This window comes from Paenibacillus sp. 32352 (assembly GCF_002042965.1).
Lineage (GTDB): Bacteria > Bacillota > Bacilli > Paenibacillales > NBRC-103111 > Paenibacillus_S > Paenibacillus_S vulneris.
Map to the genome: position 1 here is coordinate 71,626 of NZ_MZNT01000014.1, position 23,667 is coordinate 95,292.

General features: G+C 51.1%; 19 protein-coding genes. 5 read left to right on the top strand and 14 right to left on the bottom strand.

Features of this window, described 5'->3' with window-relative positions; genetic code table 11:
- Positions 1–10: 10 nt before the first annotated feature.
- The 5 genes from B1728_RS27540 to coxB form a co-directional block, all read right to left on the bottom strand.
- Complete coding sequence (locus tag B1728_RS27540; protein WP_256865533.1) at positions 11–901, bottom strand: cytochrome c oxidase assembly protein; 891 nt, start codon at positions 899–901, stop codon at positions 11–13.
- A 118-nt stretch (positions 902–1,019) separates the two neighbouring features.
- Positions 1,020–1,331, bottom strand: coding sequence for a cytochrome C oxidase subunit IV family protein (locus tag B1728_RS27545; protein ID WP_079913646.1), 312 nt, complete (start codon positions 1,329–1,331; stop codon positions 1,020–1,022).
- Complete coding sequence (locus B1728_RS27550) at positions 1,332–1,952, bottom strand: cytochrome (ubi)quinol oxidase subunit III (protein WP_079913647.1); 621 nt, start codon at positions 1,950–1,952, stop codon at positions 1,332–1,334.
- Positions 1,949–3,760: a cytochrome c oxidase subunit I gene (ctaD, locus tag B1728_RS27555; protein ID WP_179136243.1), complete on the bottom strand. Its 1,812-nt coding sequence runs from the start codon at positions 3,758–3,760 to the stop codon at positions 1,949–1,951. The genes B1728_RS27550 and ctaD overlap by 4 nt, the downstream gene beginning before the upstream one ends.
- Before the next feature lie 71 nt (positions 3,761–3,831).
- Complete coding sequence (gene coxB, locus B1728_RS27560) at positions 3,832–4,833, bottom strand: cytochrome c oxidase subunit II (RefSeq protein ID WP_079913649.1); 1,002 nt, start codon at positions 4,831–4,833, stop codon at positions 3,832–3,834.
- A 388-nt stretch (positions 4,834–5,221) separates the two neighbouring features.
- On the opposite strand from coxB, the gene B1728_RS27565 reads away from it, so the two are divergent.
- The 3 genes from B1728_RS27565 (at position 5,222) to B1728_RS27575 (ending at position 8,860) form a co-directional block, all read left to right on the top strand.
- On the top strand, positions 5,222–5,914 hold the full coding sequence (locus B1728_RS27565; protein WP_225948276.1) for a YhcN/YlaJ family sporulation lipoprotein: 693 nt from the start codon (positions 5,222–5,224) through the stop codon (positions 5,912–5,914).
- 429 nt (positions 5,915–6,343) lie between these two features.
- Positions 6,344–8,149, top strand: a complete 1,806-nt coding sequence (locus B1728_RS27570; protein ID WP_079913651.1) for a DEAD/DEAH box helicase — start codon at positions 6,344–6,346, stop codon at positions 8,147–8,149.
- Between the two features lie 120 nt (positions 8,150–8,269).
- Positions 8,270–8,860, top strand: coding sequence for a guanylate kinase (locus B1728_RS27575; RefSeq protein ID WP_079913652.1), 591 nt, complete (start codon positions 8,270–8,272; stop codon positions 8,858–8,860).
- 112 nt (positions 8,861–8,972) lie between these two features.
- Here B1728_RS27575 and B1728_RS27580 read toward each other — a convergent pair whose 3' ends face one another.
- The 3 genes from B1728_RS27580 to B1728_RS27590 form a co-directional block, all read right to left on the bottom strand.
- The gene (locus B1728_RS27580; RefSeq protein WP_079913653.1) at positions 8,973–10,310 is read right to left on the bottom strand and encodes an ABC transporter substrate-binding protein; all 1,338 of its coding nucleotides are present in this window, start codon (positions 10,308–10,310) and stop codon (positions 8,973–8,975) included.
- Positions 10,311–10,844: 534 nt separating this feature from the next.
- Positions 10,845–13,022 carry a glycoside hydrolase family 88/105 protein gene (locus B1728_RS27585; protein ID WP_079913654.1) on the bottom strand — a complete coding sequence of 726 codons (2,178 nt, stop codon included), beginning with the start codon at positions 13,020–13,022 and terminating at the stop codon, positions 10,845–10,847.
- Between the two features lie 16 nt (positions 13,023–13,038).
- Positions 13,039–14,229: an FG-GAP-like repeat-containing protein gene (locus B1728_RS27590; RefSeq protein ID WP_256865546.1), complete on the bottom strand. Its 1,191-nt coding sequence runs from the start codon at positions 14,227–14,229 to the stop codon at positions 13,039–13,041.
- A gap of 439 nt (positions 14,230–14,668) precedes the next feature.
- On the opposite strand from B1728_RS27590, the gene B1728_RS27595 reads away from it, so the two are divergent.
- Positions 14,669–15,823 (top strand): virulence factor, encoded by a 1,155-nt coding sequence (locus tag B1728_RS27595; RefSeq protein WP_079913656.1) that lies wholly within the window; start codon positions 14,669–14,671, stop codon positions 15,821–15,823.
- A gap of 120 nt (positions 15,824–15,943) precedes the next feature.
- Here B1728_RS27595 and B1728_RS27600 read toward each other — a convergent pair whose 3' ends face one another.
- Complete coding sequence (locus tag B1728_RS27600) at positions 15,944–16,882, bottom strand: MBL fold metallo-hydrolase (protein WP_079913657.1); 939 nt, start codon at positions 16,880–16,882, stop codon at positions 15,944–15,946.
- A gap of 176 nt (positions 16,883–17,058) precedes the next feature.
- On the bottom strand, positions 17,059–18,057 hold the full coding sequence (locus B1728_RS27605) for an SGNH/GDSL hydrolase family protein (protein WP_179136234.1): 999 nt from the start codon (positions 18,055–18,057) through the stop codon (positions 17,059–17,061).
- Between the two features lie 326 nt (positions 18,058–18,383).
- Between B1728_RS27605 and B1728_RS27610 the strand changes: the two genes are divergently transcribed.
- Positions 18,384–19,043 carry a thiamine diphosphokinase gene (locus B1728_RS27610; RefSeq protein WP_079913659.1) on the top strand — a complete coding sequence of 220 codons (660 nt, stop codon included), beginning with the start codon at positions 18,384–18,386 and terminating at the stop codon, positions 19,041–19,043.
- 262 nt (positions 19,044–19,305) lie between these two features.
- On the opposite strand, the gene B1728_RS27615 is transcribed toward B1728_RS27610, so the two are convergent.
- The 4 genes from B1728_RS27615 to rnhA form a co-directional block, all read right to left on the bottom strand.
- The gene (locus B1728_RS27615) at positions 19,306–20,082 is read right to left on the bottom strand and encodes a DUF554 domain-containing protein (protein WP_079913660.1); all 777 of its coding nucleotides are present in this window, start codon (positions 20,080–20,082) and stop codon (positions 19,306–19,308) included.
- 79 nt (positions 20,083–20,161) lie between these two features.
- Entirely contained in the window at positions 20,162–21,616 is a 1,455-nt protein-coding gene (locus B1728_RS27620) for a SulP family inorganic anion transporter (RefSeq protein WP_079913661.1), read from the bottom strand.
- Positions 21,617–21,813: 197 nt separating this feature from the next.
- Positions 21,814–22,764, bottom strand: coding sequence for a magnesium/cobalt transporter CorA (gene corA / locus B1728_RS27625; RefSeq protein WP_079913662.1), 951 nt, complete (start codon positions 22,762–22,764; stop codon positions 21,814–21,816).
- A gap of 223 nt (positions 22,765–22,987) precedes the next feature.
- A complete protein-coding gene (rnhA, locus tag B1728_RS27630; protein WP_079913663.1) occupies positions 22,988–23,653 on the bottom strand; it encodes a ribonuclease H in 666 nt (221 codons plus the stop codon).
- Between the last annotated feature and the right edge of the window lie 14 nt (positions 23,654–23,667).

Sequence of the window (23,667 nt, forward strand, 5' to 3'; positions counted from 1 at the left end):
TCTTCCATAGTCAGGCCCGGTTTGCATTGACCGAGGAATGAGCGAACGGCTCGTTCTGCATGTCCTCATCCTCTTCCTCCTGCCGTTCCCTGCGGTACCAGCGGAAGAAGGTATAGGCCAATGCCCAACCATAAACAATTTCCTGAACGATCTTCATAATAACTCCGCCCAGCTGCTGATCATTCAACACGGACATATACAAGAATTGCTCGGATACATCTTTGTAATTGGCATACATAGGCTCGCCGGCAAAAATAATGAGCGCGCACGCCGGTGTCAGCAGGATCCCGTTAACGAAAATGTAGGCCATTTTCTTAAGCTCCGTCATCCGGCTGTACTCAGGCAGCGGGCAGAACACAGGGAACCACATTTGGAACGCTGCAAGGATAAATACCGTGTTGTACACATCATGAAGCAGTGGATTTGTCATCAGCGTGTCCATGATCATCGGAATATGGTAAAAGGAGAATACCATGTTAAACACGAACAGCGAAATCAACGGGGACGTCAATGCATACATGATCTTGTGGGCTATCGGATGCTTAAAGAGCGGGCGCAGAAGCCAGCCCGGCAGCCCCAGCATCAGTACCGGAGGCATAACCAAGTATAGCAGGGATTGCTGGAACATATGGGCGCTGAAGCTGTAATGATGCCCATAATAGCTCAGCGGGCTCCCCTCCGCTATATAGTACAACAGCAAGCCGGAATAAAAGTAAAAAAGCTGCTTGAAAGAAACAGGCTCCGACTCTGCAAACTTATGGCGCCAACGGCTTATAGCCAATCCATATAACCACCCGATAACAACAAGAATGAGCAGCAAGCCTGGGCTCCATAAATTCGCAAAATCAGCAGCCCCGCCATGACCTCCATGTCCCATCGTTCCCATTGGATCCGTATTCATGTTAACCTCTCCTTTCCTAACTATGGATGTTATAATTTGGATTGTTACTAATTTGTGAAAAATGTTGCAAGCTTAAGAAAAAAAGGAGAGCTTTCATTTCTAAAAGCCCCCCTCCTAATTACCACCAAGTCCAGTAAACCGCTGCAGCTACCGCTGTCAGAGCAACAATCGCTCCGAAAAGCAGACCCACGATCGGGAAGAGATGGCCTCTTTCCTTCATGTGCATCCAATAAGCTAACTGGAACAATACTTGCACGACGCCGAGGCCGCTCAAGAACCAAAGCAGGAATGCGCGATCCAAACCGCCGTAAAGTACCGCTGCAAAAGCAATCATCGTTAGTACAATGGATACAATATAGGACAAGTAATGGTTCTTAGGGCCTTCCAACTTATGCCGGTTACCGGCAGACGATGTATGTTGGCTGCTCATTTACGGTCCCACCTTCCCCATCAAGTACACTACGGTGAAGATAAATACCCAAACTACGTCGATAAAGTGCCAGTACAGACCAGCTACATAAAACTTCGGTGCCGTTACTACCGTTAATCCCTTTTTCAAAGCGGACAGGATCAGCAGGGTAATCCATAGTACCCCGAATGCAACGTGGGCTCCATGGAAGCCGACTAATGTATAGAACGATGTAGCAAAAGCGCTCTTGGAGAATACATGACCTTCATGTACATACTCCATAAATTCATAAATCTCAAGACCCAAGAAGCAAAGACCCAGCAGAACCGTAACACCCATCCAGGTCAAAAGCTTGCCGAGCTGACCACGGTGCAATGCCATGGTAGCGAATACACTGGTCAGGGAGCTCGTCAACAAGATAAATGTTGACAGAGCTACCGTACCCAATTGGAAAATCTCTTGTCCTGTAGGTCCATCAGGAACCTGGTTACGCAAAGCGATAAACGTAGCGAACAACGTACCGAACAATACGCACTCTCCGCCAAGGAAGAGCCAGAAGCCCAATACTTTATTTTTACCTTCTAATGTTGCAGTTTCCGCGTGAGGTGGCAGGGCACCGCCTACTTCATGATGTGCACTCATGCCTTTACCCCCTTATCATTGAGTTCTTCTGGTTCAATATGATAACCGTGATCATCATATACGGATCTTAAGAACATGGTAAGCAGCATAATTCCCAAGCCAATTCCAGCTACCCAATACGTGTGGTACATGAAGCCGAAACCGGCGATGAAGAAGCCGATCGAGAAGATAAGCGGCAAGATCGAAGGCGACGGCATATGAATCGAACCGATCGGTTCTGCAGGCGTCATCTCTTTGTTGCCAGCCATTTTCTCTTTCCACAATGGATCCAAACCGCGTACAAGCGGAGTTTGCTTGAAGTTGTACTCTGGAGGCGGGGAAGGAATCGCCCACTCCAACGTACGGCCATCCCATGGATCCGCAGGAGCATTCATAGGCTTCATAGCAGTTGCCACAATATTGATCAAGAATACGATCGTACCGATACCCATCAGGAAGGCACCGATCGTACTGATAAAGTTACCTTCTTCCAAACCAACGCCCGGCTGGTATGTAAATACGCGACGAGGCATCCCCATCAATCCCAAGAAGTGCTGCGGGAAAAATGTCATATGGAAGCCAATAAAGAACGTCCAGAAGTGTACACGGCCTAAGGTTTCGTTCAGCATACGGCCGAACATTTTTGGCCACCAGTAATATGCACCGGCGAACAAGCCAAGCACCAAACCACCAACGATAACATAGTGGAAGTGAGCAACGACGAAATATGTATCATGGTATTGGTAGTCAGCAGCCGGAACGGCAAGCATAACCCCTGTCGTACCACCCATAACGAATGTCGGGATAAACGCTGTTGCAAAAATACTTGCTGTCGTAAATGTGATTTGACCGCCCCAAAGCGTGAACAGCCAGTTAAAGATTTTAACCCCTGTTGGTACGGCGATAGCCATCGTAGCAATCGCAAAGATTGCGTTACCGACAGGACCGATACCTGTTGTAAACATATGGTGAACCCAAACCATGAAGCCCAGGAACCCGATTAATGCTGTTGCGAATACCATGGAGCTGTATCCGAACAAGCGTTTTTTCGAGAATGTACTTACAATCTCAGAGATAATACCAAATGCTGGCAAAATCAAAATGTAAACTTCAGGGTGACCGAAGATCCAGAATAAGTGTTCCCACAGAACGCTGTTGCCACCTTTGGCAACATCGAAGAACGCACCGCCGAACAAACGGTCAAACATCAGTTCAACCAAGCCTACCGTAATGGCAGGGAAAGCGAACAAAATCAAAGCGGATGTGATGAATGCAGTCCATGTAAACAACGGCATTCTCATATAGGTCATACCAGGAGCACGCATGTTGATGATCGTTACAAGGAAGTTAATCCCCCCGATCAGTGTTCCCAAACCGGCAATCTGCAAACCAAGGACGTAGAAGTCTACACCATGGTAAGCCGATGTTGTGTCAACGATACTAGCAAGCGGTGAATATGCCGTCCAGCCTGCTGCTGGCGCTCCACCCAAGAACCAGCTGGTATTGAGCATGACACCACCGAAGAAAAACAACCAGAATCCAAGCGCATTCACAAAAGGGAATGCTACGTCGCGCGCACCGATTTGAAGCGGTACAACCGCATTCATAAACGCGAATATAATCGGCATCGCTGCAAAGAAGATCATTGTCGTACCGTGCATCGTAGTCAGCGCATTGAACGTATCGCCGATAAAAATCTTTTGGTCAGGATACAAAAGCTGAATCCGGATCAGAACCGCTTCCACACCGCCCATCAGGAAGAACAAGCCTCCTGCAATCAGATACAGTATCCCGATTTTCTTATGGTCAACTGTAGTAAGCCAATCCATTAAACCGGTGTAATGTTTTGCTTTGTGAGAGTGAGCCAACGTATTTTACCTCCTTTGTTCCAAGATGTTCGTTATTTCAATGAATTCAAATATTTAACCAAGTCGTTGATTTGGTTATCCTGCAATGGAACTTGAGGCATCTTGTTGCCCGGTTTCACCGATTGAGGATCTTTAATCCATTGTTTGATGCTTTCATCGTCGTGTGGCAGAATGCCTGCAACCATTTCACGACTTCCGAATCCGTTCAAGTTAGGTCCAAAGCCAAGTCCTTGTGCGTTAACCGCATGACAGGACAAGCAATTATCTTTAAAAATTTGTTCCCCGTTCTTCGCTTCAGCTGGAATTGTAGCCGGAGTTTTCATTTTTTCTACCCATTTGTTGAAATCAGCTTCTGATTTGGAGATGACCTTAAAATCCATCAAAGCATGGGATGCGCCACAGAGCTCGGCACATTTACCCATAAAGGTATCAGCTTCGTCTGCTTCCAGATAGAATGTGTTTGTCATCCCTACGTTTGTATCTTGTTTACCGCCCAAGGATGGTATCCAGAAAGCGTGAAGCACGTCAGCAGATGTAATCTCGAAGGCAATCTTTTTGCCTGCAGGAATAACCAGATCTTGCGCTGTAGCGATTCCAAGTTCCGGATACTCAAATTGCCACCAGAATTGGTGTGCCGTTACTTTAACATGAACTGCGTCTTTCTCACCGATGTGATTTTCCGCCAATTTCACCGTATAACTCACTGTTGGCACAGCCAAAATGAGCAGCAAAACAATCGGAACCACTGTCCAAATGATTTCCAGCGTATGGCTTCCTTCGACTTGCTTCGGAATGATATCTTTATCGCCTTTCTTCTTCCGGAAGCGAACCAATACGTAAATGTAGATTACGAATACAACCACGACGACCAAGATCATAATGCCCAAGCTCAGCTTCATCAAGAACAGCTGGTCTCTGGCTACCGGACCTCTTGGCTTCAAGGCGGAAATCCTATCGTCTCCACACCCCGTCAGAAGCAACATCATCAACCCGAAAAGAGGGATGAAACGCCACAGATTTTGCCATCGATTCATCTTATCAATCCCACCTCTAAAGCTAATATTTTTCGAACAAAAGGTCATATATTGTCAATGAACCTAATCACCATATTAACTATAAATTCGTACCACTTTTTTGTCAATGAATCTGAAGAAGTTCACAAATTGTTCTCAAACGGCTATTTTCATAGCATTTTCATTGGTTTTTCTCCTTTGCCTCTCTTGTTTTATTTCCATAATCCAGGGGTTTTATGCATCTCGACGTCTTTTGTCGAATAACGCATATTTCTCTCGAATTAACGGATTCTAATGTAGAAGAAACACATTTGCAGTTGCCGGAGGATGTCCCGCTATGTGAATCAGTTTTCTCAATTGGCCCCCCAAATTATGCTTTCACTGCAAAACTTATGAGGAGGTTATGATGATGTTCCGGCTTCGACTTTCATGGGCGGCTGTTTGTACAAGCTCCCTTATTCTCCTTAGCGGATGCTTCGCCAAATATGATTACAACAGCGCCAACAACTTCGGCAGCAAGCGGGATGCCCCGAGACAGGACACTACTCGCGCTTATCAAACGCAGCAGCAATATGCCAGCGTGTCCCATAAGCATTCCACTTTGGAAATGAACCAGTTTTTATCCGATCAGGTGGCTGCAATGGATGGAGTCAACAGCGCCATCGTGATGCTCGCCGATAACACGGCTTATGTTGCCATTACTATCGACAAGACGGCAACGGGTACCCGCAGCGGTCTTTCCGGCCAAGAAACGAATAATGCCGGAACGGTAAGAGGCTTGTACAATCCGAGTACTCCCTTCAGCGACTACGCAGACCCGAATAAGCTGGCGACGGGCAGCAACTCGTACGATACAGTCCAAAACCACACGCATTTAAGTCATTTGTTCAAGCAAAAAATCGCCGAGAAGATACGCTCCCTTCAGCCGACAGTAACCGATGTGTATATCTCTGCGAACCGCAACTATATCAACGAGCTGAATCGAATTGCGCAGGAAGCATGGAAGGGTCAGGATCTCAAGCCGTTCCTCCCCCATTTCGACGCGATGTCTGAAGAAATATTCGGCACTTTGCCGACCCATCCGACAAGCACGGAAAGATGATGCTGCCGTTCGAAGGCACGGCACACTCTGCCTCCTCGAGTATCGCTTCATATTATATATGAAGAAACTCGGGGTTTTTGGGCTGTGAAGCATAGATCGCGACACTATAGTTATAATGAGGATAAGCTCTTTTTTCGCTATACAATTGCTGTGTGTTTTATATGATCATTCTGATTTATATATAAAAAGGAAGAACTTCGGTTTCTTTTTCCTACGGCTTCCTGTAGAATGCATGTAGACGTCACAAGTCTGTTCAATGTTACATGCAGCCGATCTCAACCATAAACGGCTTCTTCCGGAGAACGGCGCTTTCTATAATAGAAGAGATTTTTTTGCTGCAGGCTGCTTACTTGGATAAAACTGAAGGTTTAAGACTGTTTCGGAACAGACTTAGGATGAATGAACTGGAAGATAAGGAGACAATCTATAATGAAAACCAATTTATTTGCCTCATTAGGCATAAGTGAAGAAATTACGGAAGCCTTGAGCAATCAGGGGTATACGGAGCCTACGCCGATTCAGCAGGAAGCCATTCCCGTCGTTCTGGCCGGAGAGGACGTCATTGCTCAAGCCCAGACAGGCACAGGGAAAACACTCGCCCTCGTCCTTCCGATCTTGGAACGGATTGATCCTAAGAAAAACTATACCCAAGCGCTGATCGTAACGCCTACCCGCGAGCTCGCTATCCAGATAGCCGGCGAAGTAAAAAAATGGGCGCCGATCAAAGGCATTCGGATTTTGGCTGCATACGGCGGACAAGATGTCGAACGGCAGTTAAAGAAGCTCGAGGGCACTGTACATATGATCATTGCAACGCCGGGACGTTTGCTTGACCATTTGCGCAGAGAAACCGTACAGCTGCAGCGCCTGTCCACCCTGGTTCTCGATGAAGCAGACCAAATGCTGCATATGGGTTTTCTGAACGAAGTGGAGGAAATTATCGTACAGACGTCCCCCAAAAGACAAACCTTGCTCTTTTCCGCAACCATGCCCGGCCCAATCCGCAATCTGGCCAAAAGCTACATGAGGGATCCGCAGGAAATCAAGGTCAAAAGCAAGCAGGTTACGTTAACGGAAATCGAGCAGATTGCCGTAAAAACGACAGACCGCGGCAAACAGGATGCCCTCTGCCGTCTTATCGACGAATATCGTCCTTATTTGGCGATGATTTTCTGCCGGACGAAGCTTCGCGCCTCCAAGCTGAATGAAGCGCTGCAGGACCGGGGCTATGCTTCGGATGAGCTCCATGGAGATTTGACGCAGGCCAAACGGGAACAGGTGATGAAACGATTCCGTGAAGCCAAGATTCAGCTTCTCGTAGCCACAGATATCGCAGCCCGCGGGCTGGATGTGGAAGGCATCACCCATGTGTTCAATTACGACATGCCTCATGACGTCGAGAGCTATATTCACCGGATTGGCCGGACCGGCCGTGCTGGACAGCGCGGCGTAGCGGTTACGATGGTAGCGCAGAGGGATCAAGGGAAGCTCGAGATGATCGAGAAGGGCATTCGCTCCGAGCTGGCCAAACGGACCATGAGAGCGGACGGGGAATTGAGCGAGGCCAGAACCAGCGGGACGCGCCGAGAGAGCGAGCGGGCAGATGCGGAGCCGCGGGGCGGCAATGGACGCGGCGACCGGGCCCGGACAGCAGGGCGCGGGCAGCGCAGCCGGAGTGCTGGCGCGGAGCGCGGGGCGCAGCAGGCGCGTGGACGCGGCGACAGAGCCGAGACAGCGGGGCGCGGGCAGCGCGACTGGAGTGCCGGCGCGGAGCGCGGAGCTCAGCAGGCACGCGGACGCGGCGACAGAGCCGAGATCGCCGGGCGCGGACAGCGCGACCGCAGTGCTGGCGCGGAGCGCGGGGCGCAGCAGGCACGCGGACGCGGCGACAGAGCCGAGATCGCCGGGCGCGGGCAGCGCGACCGCAGTGCCGGCGCGGAGCGCGGAACGCAGCAGGCGCGCGGACGCGGCGACAGAGCCGAGATCGCAGGACGCGGGCAGCGCGACCGCAGTGCTGCTGGCGCTGAGCGCGGAGCCCAGCAGGCACGCGGACGCGGCGACAGAGCCGAGATCGCGGGTCGCGGGCAGCGCGACCGCAGTGCCGGCGCGGAGCGCGGAGCTCAGCAGGCACGTGGACGCGGCGACAGAGCCGCAGGCAAGCGCGGCACACAAACGAACGGCGGAGCACGGGCGGGACGCGGCAATGCAGGCGGGCGCGGACAACGCGGACGCTGACCATCACGTAGGTGATCCGTATCTCTTGATTGTCAATACCTTTACCTTGGCATGGAAAACATGTAAAATAAGGTATACGGCAAGTCGGCAAGGAACTTCCAAAACCAAGGAGGGGTTTCTATGTACGAACTAAGGGATAAGGATTTTATCTTTATTTTCACCGGGCCCAACGGTGCCGGTCGTAAAACGGTCGCACAAATGTCGGGCGAGACGCTCGGAATGAAGAAAGTGATTTCGTATACCACACGGCCCCCTCGTTCCGCGGAATTCGACGGGCAGGACTACCATTTTGTAACAAGGGATGCGTTTCTTGAAGCGGAACGCAATAACGAGTTTGTCGAAGTCATCGAGATGGACGGCAACCATTATGGCGTTAAAGAAAAGGACGTTGCCGAGATGCTTCAGCAATATGGAGCGATCTACCTCGTTCTGAATCGTTTTGGAGCCGAATCGCTCAAGAAGCTGTATGGCAACAAGGCTGTCCGCATTTTCATTCATGCCGATCTGAAAACCATCGTGAAGCGTGAAGAGGACCGCGGAGATTCGCCGGAATTGATTCAGCGTTATACCTCCCATTATGAAGAGGAAATGGCGTATAAGGATCAATGCGAGCATGTTTTCGAAAATATCGACTTGGCTCATACGGTATTCGATCTCACGAAAACTTTGGATGATAACTATTTGCACCGCAACCTGATTGATAAAGATTAAGTTGCGGAATAAACCTTTAGAAATAAACCTAACTCTTACAATACGATGTAGGATACAAAAGAGTCCGGCTGTATAAGCCGGACTCTTTTGTATGTATCCCCATTCTCCGATGTTACTTTTTCTTCAACCCTTCAATCAGCTTATTGATTTCTTCATCGCCTTCCCGAAGCGCCGTATTGATATCCTTGCCCTCCAGGATGACATCGAGCAGCTTATTATTCACGACAGCATCGGCACCCGTAGGAATCAGCGACATAAGCTCAGGCGATCCGCCGGAAGCCGGAGTCGGTGCGGATTGATTGTAATAGTAAGCGCCTACATTTTTCCCGCCCATTAAAGGTGAATCGGAACCAAATGCCTTCTTGATCTGATCGTTCGTTGTCGGTGTACGAACTCCCCGCTTGGACTCGGACATAAAGAATTCATCGGAGGTCAAATAAGCAAGTACTTCAAATGCGGCTTCCTTGTGCTGGCTTGTCTTCATGATGCTGTACATCCACGGAGACGGCTGGTCGGCGATTTTGGGTTTATCGGCAAACGTAGGCATAGACACGACGTCCCAATTCATACCCTCCGGTATTAATTTTACGTGGTTCAAGTCATTATTGATAACGGCCATTGCAATCGTCTGCTCCTTGGCAAACGCCTGAAGCTCCGGATTCGTGGCTCTTGAATTAGGCCTGTTGTTGCCCGGAATTTGATAAATGCGGGCCAGGTTTTGGTACAGCTTCTTCCACTCCTCGGTATTCAGGCTCGCTTTGCCGGTCACCGGATCCAGCGGTCTTAATCCGTAAGGATTTTCCCTCAATAAATATCCGTGGAACGTAGACAGCCCGCGGTATTTCGTTCCGTCGATTTCCCGCGTCATTTTTTTGGCCAGCTCATAGACCTCATCCCAGGTCATTCCGTCCTTCGGGTAAGGCATGCCGAACTTATCGAATACATCCTTGTTGTAATACATAACGGAGGTGCTCGCAACGAAAGGAAGGCCATAGACGCCTTTGCCGCCGGTGTACTGATCCAGCGCCTTCAAGGAGGCAGGGTCCAGACGGTTGGTATCATAGTTATACTTCTTGATTAAATCGGACATATCGTATTCTAGACCCAAGCCCTGAATCAGGTTGGGAAACCGGTTGTAGACATACCAGAATATATCCGGCGTTGTCCCGGCCGTGACGAGATCCTCCAGATTGCTGCCTTTTCCGCGTTCAATATATTTCACTGTAATCCATGGGAATTTTTTTCGGATCGGATCTCCAATCTCTTTCTCAAAATCTTCCGGCGTTTTACCCAGTTCCGAAGAAAAAACAAGCTCAACCGGTTCTCTATTCTGCGGTTCTTTCGCTTTGCCCGAGTCCGCAGTCTTGCCGTCATTGCCCCCTTGGCCGGAAGAACATGCCGATAGCAGCATACTTAAAGCTAAAAAAGGCACTACCTTGCTCATTTTCATTCCTGTAACCCCTCCTGAAGATATGTGATATTTTCAAATTTCCAACCAGCGATGCTTTCACACCGGAGTACAGCGACATTTTGTAATCGCTTGCAAACTATTATATCAGCCCGTTTTTTAAAATTGTGTTGCTGCGTTAGTGTGAAATGTCGTTAGGATATTCTAAACCTCATGAACCATATGTTGATAACTTTTCATAGGATTGGTTGTCGTACCTTAGGCAGGAATGAATCTTACTCGAACGCTTGGCCCGCTAACAAAAATAACCCCTCAATGGGGGCCGGACTGTTGCAAAACCTGTTACGCGTGAACTATGCCGCATCTGGAGGCGGGCTATGTCTCTGAGGAGTTTTTTGGGGAACCCCTATGAGAAAACCTCTATTGGGCCTTTCAAAGACATGCGACCGCGTTTAGAGGTAGATTATATCGCCAAATGGATTGTTCACATCCAATAACCTCGGAGTCTTATAAATTATGATAAAAAAAGAGCTGAGCGAATACGCTCAACTCCCTTAATAATTAACGATATATCATTTACTGCTCCGCAAGAAATTTGCGCAGCCGGATCGTTTCGATCCCTGCGAGCAGCACGATCCCTATACCATGCGTATCATTCAGCAGCCAGGACAATTGATCCTTATAATATAATGAAGAAAAAGAATAGCCGGATCCCCGGCATACGCCGTAAATGTTGCCGTTCTTATCGATGCAGTGGGCGGCCAAACCGTCCCAGCCCTTGAATACGGCTTGAATGTAAGGCTCCGGATTAGGAAGCCAGCCAAATCGTACCGCGCGGGCGAAAGCGTACATGAACATGGAGGTGCAGGAAGCTTCATCATAGGATTCCGGATCGGTCAGCACCTGATGCCACAGCCCCCGGACGCCCTGCAGACGCAAATAGCCTTCGCACAATTCCTGCAAAAAGCCTATCAGCTCCTCACGAAGCTTGTGATCCTCTGGCATGACCGACAACAGCTCTGTCAGTGAGAACAGCACCCATCCGTTCCCTCTTCCCCAAGGCACGCCGTTCGGTTTATTGAACTTCAAATCGTAGACATGATGCATAATTTGCTTATCCGGCATGAAAAGTCTGCTTTTATATAGTAAGAACTGTTTGGCCGCATCGTTCAAATAAGCGATGTCACCCGTCAGCTCGTAATACCTGCAAAGGAACGGCGTGCTCATATATAAATCGTCGCACCAGATCGTATCCTTCATAAAGTCGACGGTTCCATGTACACGGTACAAGCAGCCATCCTCTAACCTGTCCTGAACGCTTGAAATATAGCGGGCAATGATATCGGCAGCCCCCCGCGCTCCTTGAAGCTCCCGCTCCTTATTCGTCTGAAGCATAGTGGCGCCGAAAGAGCCGCAGTCATCCAGACTGTCGATTAGAGTCAACTGGCTGTTCAAGCCCGGAGCGCCATACTGCGTGCTATCCCAATAGGCATACTCATTGAACGAAGTACACTGCTCAATATGATCGGCCACATAATCGATGTAGGTGGTTCTCCCCAGCTCCTTGCCCGTTTGAAGGATGCCGTACAGTGTTACGCCGAGCGGATAGTTCCACTTGCCGAACATAGCATTCTCCAGATAAGGCCTCACCCAGGTATCGGGTCTATCCACACGCCAGTAGGTTTCTTGTCCAAGCAGTCCGAATACTTTATCCAGACGGGTAATTTCGTTGGCTGAGGGAGCTGACGCCGAGGAAAACGGCCCAAGATAAAGCCAGGTATCGTTCAAGCCCTCAATAGGATGAGGAGGAATCCATTGAACGTCATTCCCGGTTAACGCATCAAATTGAATGTCCCAACCGCCGGACTGGCAAGTCGACTGTACAACAACGTCATGAGAACCGGGAGGTACGGATAAGGAAACCTCGAAGTCGCCGCTGTTCTCGTCTCTTCGCTCCAGGAGCTCGCCATTCATGTAGATGGCCCATGGACCCTCGAACGTTCCTTTTAATGTGACCCGCTGAGGTCTGTAAGCATGATTATGGAGCCTGGACCATGCAAAAGCCTGTGTCCCGCTTTCTCTCCCGAACATGCGGGCCAAGCGCCCCTGGCTGCTGCTTTCCTCGGACCACTGGTCACGGGGAAGCCATTGCAATCCGGTATCCGCTTCCGCCGTATCGGCTCCCGGCAGACTCGATGCCGGCCATCTCTCGACTTGCGGCTCGGTATAGATCCAGCCCTCCTGCCCTTCTCTCTCGGCGGACGGAGCCAAAAAGTGCAGCGGGAAGCCTTTGGCCGAACCGGTACCGAATCTGCCTCCGCAGCCCGTGCCCGTTTTCACAAATTCCAGCACAAAATGGTTCCAGCCCTGGGACAACCGGGCCCGAAAATCCGTTTTAAGCTCCGGAAACACGTCCTGATTAATGTTGGACTGAAATTTTTTCTCTCCATTAATATATACTCGCACAGGTCCGTAGCAGCTTACCCGAAAAGGAAGATCATTCTCCTGATCCATCCACAGCTTGCCCCATACATAAACGAAGCTTCCGTCCGGCATATCCGGAAACACCTCATGAAGCTTCATCTCATAACGGAAATCCTTGTTTCTGAGAAAGCCTCCCTTATGAAACGTGCGGAAGACCGGTCCTTTCTTCGGATGAGAGCCGATGAACCGGTTGCTTACTGTCGCCAGCACCTCTTCAATAGATGCATCGGAGCCTTTCATTATCGAATCGCGTTCATGGAAATAGTTCATGATTTCATAGCCTCCTTCAGATTTCCCCGCCGGGATAAAGTGTTGAGAGATACAACCGCTTGCTTTGCGGCAAAGCTTGTCCAGAGATAGAAGCTGCCATATCGTAATAGCTATAGGAAAAAATCGCCGCCTTCTGATTATCGTAAATGACGATTTGCTCCTTGCCGGAGCCAAGCAAGTCGGCGTGGGTTACGTAGCCTTCCATCGGAAACTCGACGACTCTATTCATATAACCGTCATACAGGGCTGGAAGAACACCGCCGCCTCTCCGGTAAGCCAATATGTAATCCAGCGAGCTGTCATCCCAGCCGCTTACGGTCTCAATGATGGTCAGCCAGCCGTCCGTCTTCCGGTCCTCTTTCCAAACCTCTTGGCCCTTGGAATCCAGCAAAAAGATGGCATCCTTGCCTTTGCGCGATCCCCGGCCGTCTCCTCTGATGATGCGGTCAAGACCGGCAACCTGCAAGCCGGGAAGATCACTGCGAAATTTGCCCAAAGCCACATGCTGGGATTCCACCGATCCATCATAGCGCCACAGCTCCTGTCCGGACGCATCGTACATGACCGTCACGCTTCCGCCGATGACGAGCTCCGACTGTCCGTCTCCATTGACGTCCCCGATCCAGATGCAGTCGGCATGATCCTCCAGATCGCGACAGCTCCATAGGAGCTTGCCGGCGGGATCAAGCAGATCATAGCCTGCCATCACTTCGTCACGTCCGTCGCCGTTAAGGTCGAAGGGCCACGGAAAATGTCCCGGATTGCCTTCATGGGTCCACAGCAGCTCGAATTCCGAGTTCAACGCCCACATGCGGTGATACCGGTCCTTCAAGATCACATCCCTTGCGTGGTCTCCGCCTGTCAGGTTAGCAATAATAATGCAGTCATGAGCTTCAGGGTCGGGGAGCTCAAAGCTTCGCTTCGACTGGCCTGTCCTGCCGTCGAGGATATGAAACCGATCGTCCATGACGCAAAGCACCTCAAGACAACCGTCGCCATCCCAATCATAAATTTGCGCCGGATAATCCGAACCCGGGCCTCCCGCTTCCGGATCGGGAGTGCCTGTCTGCCACAGCAGCCTGCCTTGAAGATCAAATGCGGTTACGCACTGCACCTGATGGGGAATGTACCGCACATCCTGCCGGTTATCGGGCTGTACCATGACTATCTCCATACGGCCGTCTCCGTCAATATCGCCTAGCAGCATTTTGCAGCGAGGCCCTGCTGCGCTGATATCCAGCTCTCCCAAACTGCGGACTTCATTCTCAGCCGCTCTCAATCGTTCCCCCGCCTTTCATTTTTCGTTCCATGGACCAAAAAGCCACGTATGCCTTCATAGTTTTCCAAGTTCATTAGCCAACTTCCTTGCGATGAGTCCTGCACAGATACCTGCCGGTTCCCACAGGATTTGCATTCTTCCTAATCATATCCAGAACAAGCATTTATCTACAACCATAAATTTTTGCTGATCCGTCCTTCTCCTGCCGTATTCTGCCGCAGGATGCTTGGACTTTTTTGTTTCATTAGGGGTTTTCAAAAATGATGTAAAAATAGTGAAGGTTCTGCCCCTCCTCTGTTCGCATCGTAGCCCAAAATAAGTTAAACTGAAAGGGAAGAACCTAACTATCATCTTCGGAGGTTTCCTTATGAAGCTTATTTCTATAGAACCGACGCCAAGTCCCAATTCCATGAAGCTTAATGTGGATGAAGTGCTGCCGCGGGGCGTGCGGCTGACCTATACATCCAGCCAGGCCGGGGAAGCGCCCGAGCCGCTCAAAAGCTTATTGGCAATCGAAGGAGTGCGCAGCCTGTTTCGGACCGCGGATTTCATCGCACTTGATCGCAAGCCGAGCGCCGATTGGGCCGCTATTCTTGCTTCGGCGAGACAGCTGCTGCAAACGGACAGCGGCGAAGGTCCGTCAGCCGAACAAGCAGCAGGCCCTTCGACAAGCTTCGGAGAAGCCCAAGTGCTGGTCCAAATGTATCGGGGCATTCCGATTCAGGTACGTGTCAAATCTGGGGATAGAGAGGTGCGGTCCGCTCTCCCCGCCATCTTCAGCGATGCGGTTCAGCGGGCTGCAGGCTCATCGATGATCAGAGAACGGAAGCTGGAGGAATTCGGGGTTCGTTACGGTGAGCTGGAGGAGATTGCGGCGGAAATCGTCAGCGAATTGGAAGCCTCCTACACTGAGGAACGGCTCGATGAGCTGGTGAAGCAGGCCATAGAGCAGGGCAGTAGTGCTCAGGATGCTCCCCCGCCGCCCGCACGGCCTGCTCCCTTATCCTTGTCCGAGTTGGAAGAGCAATTCCAGTCCGAGGATTGGAAGCATCGTTACGCCGCTTTAGAGCGCTTCGAGCCGACTATGGAAGCTCTGCCGCTGCTGGCCAAGGCGTTGTCCGACGATAACGCGTCGATCCGGCGTCTGGCCGTCGTCTATCTGGGCGACCTGCGCCAATCGGAGGCGCTGCCTTATTTGTTCCAGGCACTCAAGGATTCTACCGCAGCGGTTCGCCGTACAGCCGGCGATACCTTATCCGATCTGGGCGACCCGGCAGCTATCGGTCCCATGATGGAAGCCTTGAGCGACAAAAACAAGCTCGTTCGCTGGCGCGCGGCCCGCTTCCTCTACGAGGTTGGGGACGAATCCGCCATAGAGGCGCTGCGCAAGGCTTCCAACGATCCGGAGTTTGAAGTGCAGCTTCAAGCCAAGATCGCCTTGGAAAGAATCGAGCGCGGCGAGGAAGCGGCGGGCTCGGTATGGCAGCAAATGACGGAAAGCCGCAAAGAAGGTAAAGAGTAGGCTTGCAGCTGGAGAAACCCGGATGCTCGAGCCACAGCATTGGCTAGATGGCATGAACCGCGTAACGGTTCAATGCATTAATATTGTATGTGGTTAAAAGCAAGAAGCCCCCTAGGCATCCTAGGGGGTTTCTTGCTTTAGCGTCTCGCCATGCAGGAGAATGCGCAGCGACTGCTCGGGAAGCTCCCGCCGCTGCCATTCCGCCATGAGTCGATCCAGCGCCTCGCGCGGGGTATCGTCCGCCAGCCGGAAGGCACCGTAGTGCATCGGGATGAATATCTCCCCCTGCACGTCGAGGAAAGCTTGCACGGCCTCCTCCGGCGTGACGTGCTGCATAGACATAAACCACTCGGGCTCATAGGCGCCGATGGGCATCAAAGCATAGCGGATCGCGAAGCGCTCGCCGATCTGCCGAAATCCGGGGAAGTAGCCGCTGTCCCCGGCAAAATAAATCGCCTCGCGCCCTCCGCTTCGCTGCGCGGGCTGAAGGACCCAGCCGCCCCAATGGGAGCGGTTGGTGTCCCACAGCGTACGGCGCGTCCAATGCTGCGCCGGAACGAAATGCAGCTCGAGGCTCCCGAGCTGCGCATGCCCCCACCAGCTGAGCTCCGTGACGCGAGCAAAGCCTCGGGCCCGCAGCTTGCTGCCGAGTCCCTCCGGCACGAACAGCTGGGCGGTTTTAAAAGAACGCAGCGAACGCATATCCATATGATCGTAATGGCTGTGCGAGAGCAGCACCGCATCGATCGGAGGCAGCTCCTCCATACGCAAGCCCGGAGGCGCCAGCCTTTTGGCAAAGCCCATCCGTTCGGCCCATACCGGGTCCGTCAAAAGGTTCATCCCCCCAAGCTGAATAAGAAAAGAGGAATGCCCGATCCAAGTAATCGTCGTATCCTGCCGGTTGCCGCACAAATAATCGATTTGTTTATGCTCTGCGGCCGGGACCGTGTAAGACAAATCCTTCACCTTTGCCTTCCGCTCCCTCTGCCACTGCCGAATCTCTTTGAAGCCCTTCAGGTTTTTGACCCCATTCATATTCTCGTATCGTTTTCCCGCCATAGACTCCTCCGCCCTGCCCTTTATCTTTTCGCCGAATCTTCACGAGCTGACTAGATAGCATGAAAAAACCATTCTCATTCTACTATACCGTTTACGCCGGCTCCGTGCAAAACCACAGAGTCGCAGCTCTGCGGGCAAGTTAAGGAGCGTCCTGCCAAGGTGAAGCATCGGGTGAATCAGCAATGTCCGTTCGCCGCTATTTGCTTGAACAGGTTCATGGCTATGTGCAAAAACCCTTCATCATTCGGATGCAAATAAGCATCCCCGAACAAGGTCGGCAAATGCGGGACCAGCTTCTGTCCATCCACTACCGTTATGTTCGAATAAGGCCGACAAACCTCACGTATCGTGTCGCTCAGCTCTTCCATCGTCCCCATCGGAACCTCCTTGTCCTGATCGGCTCTCCAATACGGAGTCAGAACATAGATCGGAACCCCGGCATAGAGCTTGGCGGCCTTATCTATAAACCCGAAGCACTGCCGCCGGAATACGTCCAATGTCTCGAATCGGCCCCAGTCATTCGTTCCATAAGCGACTGTCACAAGATCCGGCTTGTATGGCAAGCTCTCATCCAGGCTATCCGCATCGAATACATATCCGCCCACCCCATGATTCAAAAGGTTCATTTCAAGCGCCCGGGACAGCAGCACGGCATAGGTCGAGGACGGCTTCCTTGCATCCATCCCCTGAGTGATCGAATCTCCCAGGCACAGCAGCTTGCGCTTATAGGGCTCAGCGGCTTCAACGGCTGCCCCTTCCGAGAGCTTCAGCGACTGAATTGCCACCATCGTATTTTGCGGCAAATAGATTGTCCATCTTCTCGGCTGCCCGTTCTGCATTCCAGCATGCAGCTCATAGGCAATCCTGCCTTGATCCTGCTCCAGCGTATCGGCACCCAAGCTCGCCGCCATCACTCCATCTATATAAATATCATAATTAGCCCATTTGCGCACCGCGCTGCCAAGTGAATAATTGATTTCAATGGAGGTCGTATCCGATACAAAATCCAGGCAAATGCCCGCCGGACAATGACTGCGGATACGGAATCTTTCCTCCCTGCTGTACAGCTCCATCTGTCGCTCCGTAAATCGGACCGGCATAAAGCCTTCCTCCGTATGTATCCAACGAATCGCATTGGCGAAAAGCCCTTTAGCGGCTATCTCCTCAATTCTCATCCGTGCTTCCTCCTGTACTTGAAATGGCTGACTGAAAGGACGGGCTGCTGACTGCCCGCAAAGCGGTGTCTTGGCCTGATGCTTACTCGTACTGTGCGGTGAGCCCTGAATCGATAAATGGTATCCTGTTGAGAAAAAGCATACATTTTCATTGCGGCATTCATTAGATGCACACGTTAACATTATCATAGAACGATGAAAGCTGTACACCTTCATTTAGAAAAGGATATATGCGTTTTGAATCCTCTGTTTCTATATCGCCAAGATCGTATATGTTAAAATGGATAGAACGATTAGCTGTCTATACAGAAAGGAACAAACCAAAGATGACGAACACTTCCCGCACTCTTATATATTCCGGAGGACATCTCGGCCCATGGGCGCTGCGGCTCATCCAAGCGGGAGACCTCATAATCGGAGCCGATAAAGGAGCCCTCTTCCTGCTGCAGCATGATATCATCCCCGATCTAGCTCTGGGTGATTTTGATTCGGTCACTCCGGAGGACCTTTTGCGGATCCAACGGGAAAGCAAGCAGTTCATCAGCTGTGATCCGGTGATGAAGGATTTGACCGATACCGAGATGGCCCTGAACTGGGCGCTGGAGCAGCATCCCCAAGAAGTCGTCCTTTGCGGCGTACTCGGTACGCGCTGGGATCATTCGCTGGCGAATCTCCATTTGCTTCGCAAAGCATTGTTGGCCGGCGTCTCCTGTTATATTGCCGACGCCCATAACCGGATCCGGCTGATGGATAGCCGTGAGCCCTTGAAGCTTCACAAGGGACGGCACAGCAACGTCTCTTTGCTGCCCCTCAGCATGGATGTTACCGGCATAACATTGAAAGGCTTCCAATATCCTCTTCACAATGCGACCTTGACGATAGGACAATCGCTCGGTATCAGCAATGTGCTGATCGAGCCCGTCGGCGTGATTACTATCACCTCCGGACTTCTCCTGGTCATCGAAAGCAGCGATGTCCCTGAATAACTACCTATACAAAAGAGCCCCTTTTTGAGGGGCTCCGGGTTGTTGTCATACGGAAAATGCGAAAGGTGATAGGTGGTGTATCTCCTGTAGGAGCGTTAGCGTTCGCCTTTGTTCTCGGGAAATTCCCGCTAAATAATGCGAATATAATCAAAGTTTCCCGAGAACAACAGCGACCGGAGGGAGATATCCCACCGGTGTACCGCAGCAAATTTTCCAGATTTTCAGGTTTCTCAACAACCCTACCCTTCATAAAGGGCTCTTGTCACCCGATCCAATCCATAAACGGCACCGCCAAAGCAGCCACCACCAGGGAAGGAAGCAGATTCGCCACATTGATTTTGCGAAGCTCCAGCAAATTCACCCCGATCCCCATGATGAGGATGCCTCCGACCGCCGTTATTTGGGCGATGATCTCATTCAGCATGTCCTGCTGAAGCATAGAAGCGATCCCGGCCGCCGCCAGCGCTATGGCCCCCTGGTAGATAAACACGGGAATCGCCGAGAACAAGACGCCAACCCCCATGGTGGAGGCAAATATAATTGCCATAAATCCATCCAGCATAGCCTTCGTGAACAAAATATCATGCTCACCGCGCAGGCCGCTTTCCAGCGCTCCCAGGATCGCCATCGCTCCAACGCAGTAGATCAGCGTCGTGTTGACAAAGCCGGTCGCAATCCGCCCCTGCTTCATTTCCCCGCCCTTATCCTCCACGCTGTTCCTGCCGCCCAACCGTCCTTGAACGCTTCTACCGATACGCGATAAAGCATGGACTCCCTTTTCAAGCTGATGCCCAAGCTTCTCCAAACCTTTTTCCAGCTGCAGTAATTCTCCGATAATTCCGCCCAAAACAAGACTTACAGCAATCAGCAAAAAATTGCTGGATTTCAGTGTCATGGACAAGCCAAGGGCTATCAAGGCCATGCCGATCCCCTGCATCACCGTGCTGCGAATTCCCTGACTCATCCGGTTCAGCACAAGACCGAGCATACCGCCGATCAATATTGCCGCCGCGTTGACTATCGTCCCCCATAAGGCCATGCCTGATCCGAACCTCTCATTCTGTGTTTTCTCTTAGATGTCATAATGCAAATTCTATATGCATGAATATTTGATGGCATTAATGAATGGAGCCGCCGGAAAGCCCGACCCGATCAATGATTTTGCGGCTCTCGGAGTTTAGTCCTACAAGGGTGACCTTCTTGCCTATCGCAGCGTATTTGTGCGTGACCTTGGATAAGGCGGTTACCGCCGAATGATCCCACACATGAGATGCGCTCAAGTCCACCACAATGTGCTCGGGATCTGCCGAATAGTCGAATAGATCAACAAAATGCATCATCGTTCCGAAGAACAGCTGCCCGGAAATGGCATACACCTTATGCCCGTTCTCATTCGTAGAGGTGCTGCAGCGCAGGCGGGCCATTTTCCAGCCGAAATGGACGGCACTCAGAATGACACCCGCAACCACCCCGATCGCCAAATCGGAGGTCGCCACGACAATCGCAACCGTCAATACCATGACAATGGCGTCACCGCGGGGAATTTTCCCGATGGTTCGAATCGAATTCCAATCGAACGTTCCGATGGACACCATAAACATGACCCCAACAAGGGCAGCCATCGGAATCTGCTTCACGACGTCTCCCAGCACCATGATCAGGAACAGCAAGAACATCCCTGCCACGAAAGTCGACAGCCTCGTCCTTCCTCCCGATCTGACATTAATGACCGTTTGTCCGATCATTGCACAGCCTGCCATGCCTCCAAAAAAGCCCGTTACAATATTGGCGATTCCTTGCCCGCGGATTTCGCGGTTTTTGTTGCTCTTCGTTTCCGTCATCTCATCCACAATTGTCGCTGTTAACAGCGTTTCGGTCATTCCTACGACAGCCAGCGCCAGCGAGTAAGGCAGCAGAGTCAGCAGAGTTCCCAGCGTCAACGGCACCTGCGGGATGTGGAACAGAGGCAGCGCCTGACGGATCTCTCCCATATCTCCGACCGTGCGCAGATCGGCTCCCGTAGCGATCGTAATGATCGTCATGACAATGATGGCAACCAGCGGGGAAGGGACGGCTTTCGTGATACGAGGCAGCAAATAAATAATGGCTAGCGTTCCCGCAACCATCAAATACATGATCCACGTCGCTCCGGCAAAGTTGGGAAGCTGCGCCATGAAGATAATGATGGCCAGCGCATTAACAAATCCTACAATAACCGATTGAGGAACGAAGGTGATAAACCGCCCCACCTTACATGCACCCAGTATCCATTGCAGAACCCCGGTTAACAGGGTCGCTGCAAACAAATAATCCAGCCCGTACTTGGCTATAATCGGCCCCATCAAGGAGGCCATTGCTCCGGTTGCCGCAGAGATCATCCCTGGACGGCCGCCTACAATCGATATAGTCACGGCAATGGTGAAGGAGGCGTACAAGCCGACCATAGGGTCCACGCCCGCCATAATGGAAAACGCAATCGCTTCCGGAATTAAGGCAAAAGCAACCGTTAGTCCGGACAAAATATCGTTTCGGACATTACTAAAAAAGCCTTGTTTTACCCGTTCAAAAAACAAGAAAAATCCTCTCCTATTCCGTTCTTCTCTTGTTGGCGCTCCACTCTCAGGATTGCCGGGGCCGATAGTCACTGCCCTAGATTATAAACGGTTGTGAGGAATCTTTCACCTGCTTGATCAAGCATAAGAGACGGTATACCGCCATTAGCTGCATTTAAGGCCAGATTCTCTCCATTTTTCTCGATATTACGCAGCTTTCATTTGAACCAGCCCTTGTGGCGGAACCATAAGAACATGCCGATCCCGATTCCGAACATCAAGGCCAGCACGGCATAATAGCCCCAAGACCATCCCAGCTCCGGCATATTGTGAAAATTCATTCCGTAGATGCCCGCAATAAAGGTTAACGGCATAAAGATTGTGGTAATGACCGTGAGGGTTTTCATAATATTGTTCATCCGGTTGGAATTCAGCGAAATGTAGCTGTCCCGCAAATCCGCAGTTACATCCCGGTTGGATTCCAATATTTCCGAAAGCTTGAGCAAATGATCGTAAATATCCGAGAAAAAGAATACCTGATCCTTCAGCCCCATGATCCTCTCCGAGCTGATGACGCGATAAAGAAGGTCGCGCATAGGAAAGATCGTACGCCGCAGCTTCAACAGCTTGGAACGAACCTCGAACGTCTCGCTCATCAGCCTCTCTATCGATTTCTTGCTCGTATTGCTTTCGATCTCGTTAAGCTGGTCTTCGATCTGGTAGACACAAGGGAAATATTGGTCAACCAAATGGTCCATCACCAGATATGCGCAGTAAAGATGATGGAGCTCCTCCACCTGCTTGGTTTCCTTAATTCTCTCCCATGCTTCATCCACCGCCCTAAGCTGTCCGAAATGAAAGGACACGACGTAACGGTCGCCCAGGAACATATCGACCTCTTCCGCACCCAAGGTCAGCTCATTGATGGCGTGAAGCACGAAAAATTGAACATTCTCATAATAATCCAGCTTGGGGCGCTGCAGGAGATGAAAGCAATCCTCAATGGCAAGCGGATGAAAATGAAAAAAATCATGCAGCTCCTTCGCCTCCTCCTCGGTCGGACGGTCAAAATCGACCCAAAACCATCGGACATCCGCCCGGTTGAGCTCCTGCAAGGAATGGTTTTCCACGATTCCTTCGCTTTCCGTATACATGAGTATTCGTATCAAAGGCAGTCACCCTTTTTTTCGTTATTATGATGGCACCGAACTTCATTCAATCTGATTACTATCATAATACCCATTATGTGGCGATTTTACGGAAGGCTTAGGAAAAATGAAGTGCGGAGAGAGTCGGGTGACTACTGATGGGGTGCAGGCACCAGTGATATCTACTGAAACAAAAAACCTCAGCCTGATTGGCTGAGGTACCTTTCCCTATGTAACGCGGCCGTTACTTCCGTCCGTAGTCCGCTTTAATTTCTCCCCATGCTTTGGTATCCCACTTGAGGATCTTGTTGCTGTACGTATTGCTTTTCAGCCAGGCTAATGCTCGATCCACCAGCGTCCATATCTCCTGCGTGGACTTATCCCGCGGCAGATTGGTTGCGACCTCCTTCTTGCGGACCCAGCTAATGGCTGTCACCGAGTCGCTGTAGATCGTCATGCTGCTGCCCTTTTGCTTCAAATAAGCCAGTGCGTGCACAATCGCAAGAAATTCTCCTAAATTATTCGTTCCCTTCGATATAGGAGGATGCTGGAAAACCACCTCACCCGTCCGGGTGTACACGCCTTTGTACTCGACAATGCCGGGATTCCCTCTGCTGCCGACGTCGACCGAGAGGCTGTCCAGATCCGCCTCAGGCTTGGCAGTGCCACCACCGGCAGCCTTGCGGGCTCCCGCGGAGGACGAAGAGGCCGAGCCTCCCTTGGCTCCATTGGCAGCCGCGAAGGAGGCCTTCCAGCCGCGCGCCATGGCGGCTTTGGCTTCCGCCTCGCTCTCGTAGGCTTTGAAGCGCGCCTGCGGGTAGCCGTTCGTCTGCGCCTGGCATTCGGCCCATGTAGTGTAAATACCGGGCACTTTTCCTTCCCATACGACATAATACTTTGATTTGGCCACTCGCTATCGCCCCT

Bases quoted from the DNA above. Each gene is read 5' to 3' on its own strand.
- B1728_RS27580 (WP_079913653.1), bottom strand. From the start codon at position 10,310: ATGAAAATGAGCAAGGTAGTGCCTTTTTTAGCTTTAAGTATGCTGCTA.
- B1728_RS27565 (WP_225948276.1), top strand. From the start codon at position 5,222: ATGTTCCGGCTTCGACTTTCATGGGCGGCTGTTTGTACAAGCTCCCTT.
- B1728_RS27615 (WP_079913660.1), bottom strand. From the start codon at position 20,082: ATGGCCTTATGGGGGACGATAGTCAACGCGGCGGCAATATTGATCGGC.
- B1728_RS27575 (WP_079913652.1), top strand. From the start codon at position 8,270: ATGTACGAACTAAGGGATAAGGATTTTATCTTTATTTTCACCGGGCCC.
- coxB (WP_079913649.1), bottom strand. From the start codon at position 4,833: ATGAATCGATGGCAAAATCTGTGGCGTTTCATCCCTCTTTTCGGGTTG.
- B1728_RS27590 (WP_256865546.1), bottom strand. From the start codon at position 14,229: ATGCTGCTAGGCGATATTGACGGAGACGGCCGTATGGAGATAGTCATG.
- B1728_RS27600 (WP_079913657.1), bottom strand. From the start codon at position 16,882: ATGGCGGGAAAACGATACGAGAATATGAATGGGGTCAAAAACCTGAAG.
- B1728_RS27595 (WP_079913656.1), top strand. From the start codon at position 14,669: ATGAAGCTTATTTCTATAGAACCGACGCCAAGTCCCAATTCCATGAAG.
- ctaD (WP_179136243.1), bottom strand. From the start codon at position 3,760: ATGGATTGGCTTACTACAGTTGACCATAAGAAAATCGGGATACTGTAT.
- B1728_RS27550 (WP_079913647.1), bottom strand. From the start codon at position 1,952: ATGAGTGCACATCATGAAGTAGGCGGTGCCCTGCCACCTCACGCGGAA.
- B1728_RS27585 (WP_079913654.1), bottom strand. From the start codon at position 13,022: ATGAACTATTTCCATGAACGCGATTCGATAATGAAAGGCTCCGATGCA.
- B1728_RS27540 (WP_256865533.1), bottom strand. From the start codon at position 901: ATGAATACGGATCCAATGGGAACGATGGGACATGGAGGTCATGGCGGG.
- B1728_RS27570 (WP_079913651.1), top strand. From the start codon at position 6,344: ATGAAAACCAATTTATTTGCCTCATTAGGCATAAGTGAAGAAATTACG.
- B1728_RS27610 (WP_079913659.1), top strand. From the start codon at position 18,384: ATGACGAACACTTCCCGCACTCTTATATATTCCGGAGGACATCTCGGC.
- B1728_RS27605 (WP_179136234.1), bottom strand. From the start codon at position 18,057: ATGAGAATTGAGGAGATAGCCGCTAAAGGGCTTTTCGCCAATGCGATT.
- B1728_RS27545 (WP_079913646.1), bottom strand. From the start codon at position 1,331: ATGAGCAGCCAACATACATCGTCTGCCGGTAACCGGCATAAGTTGGAA.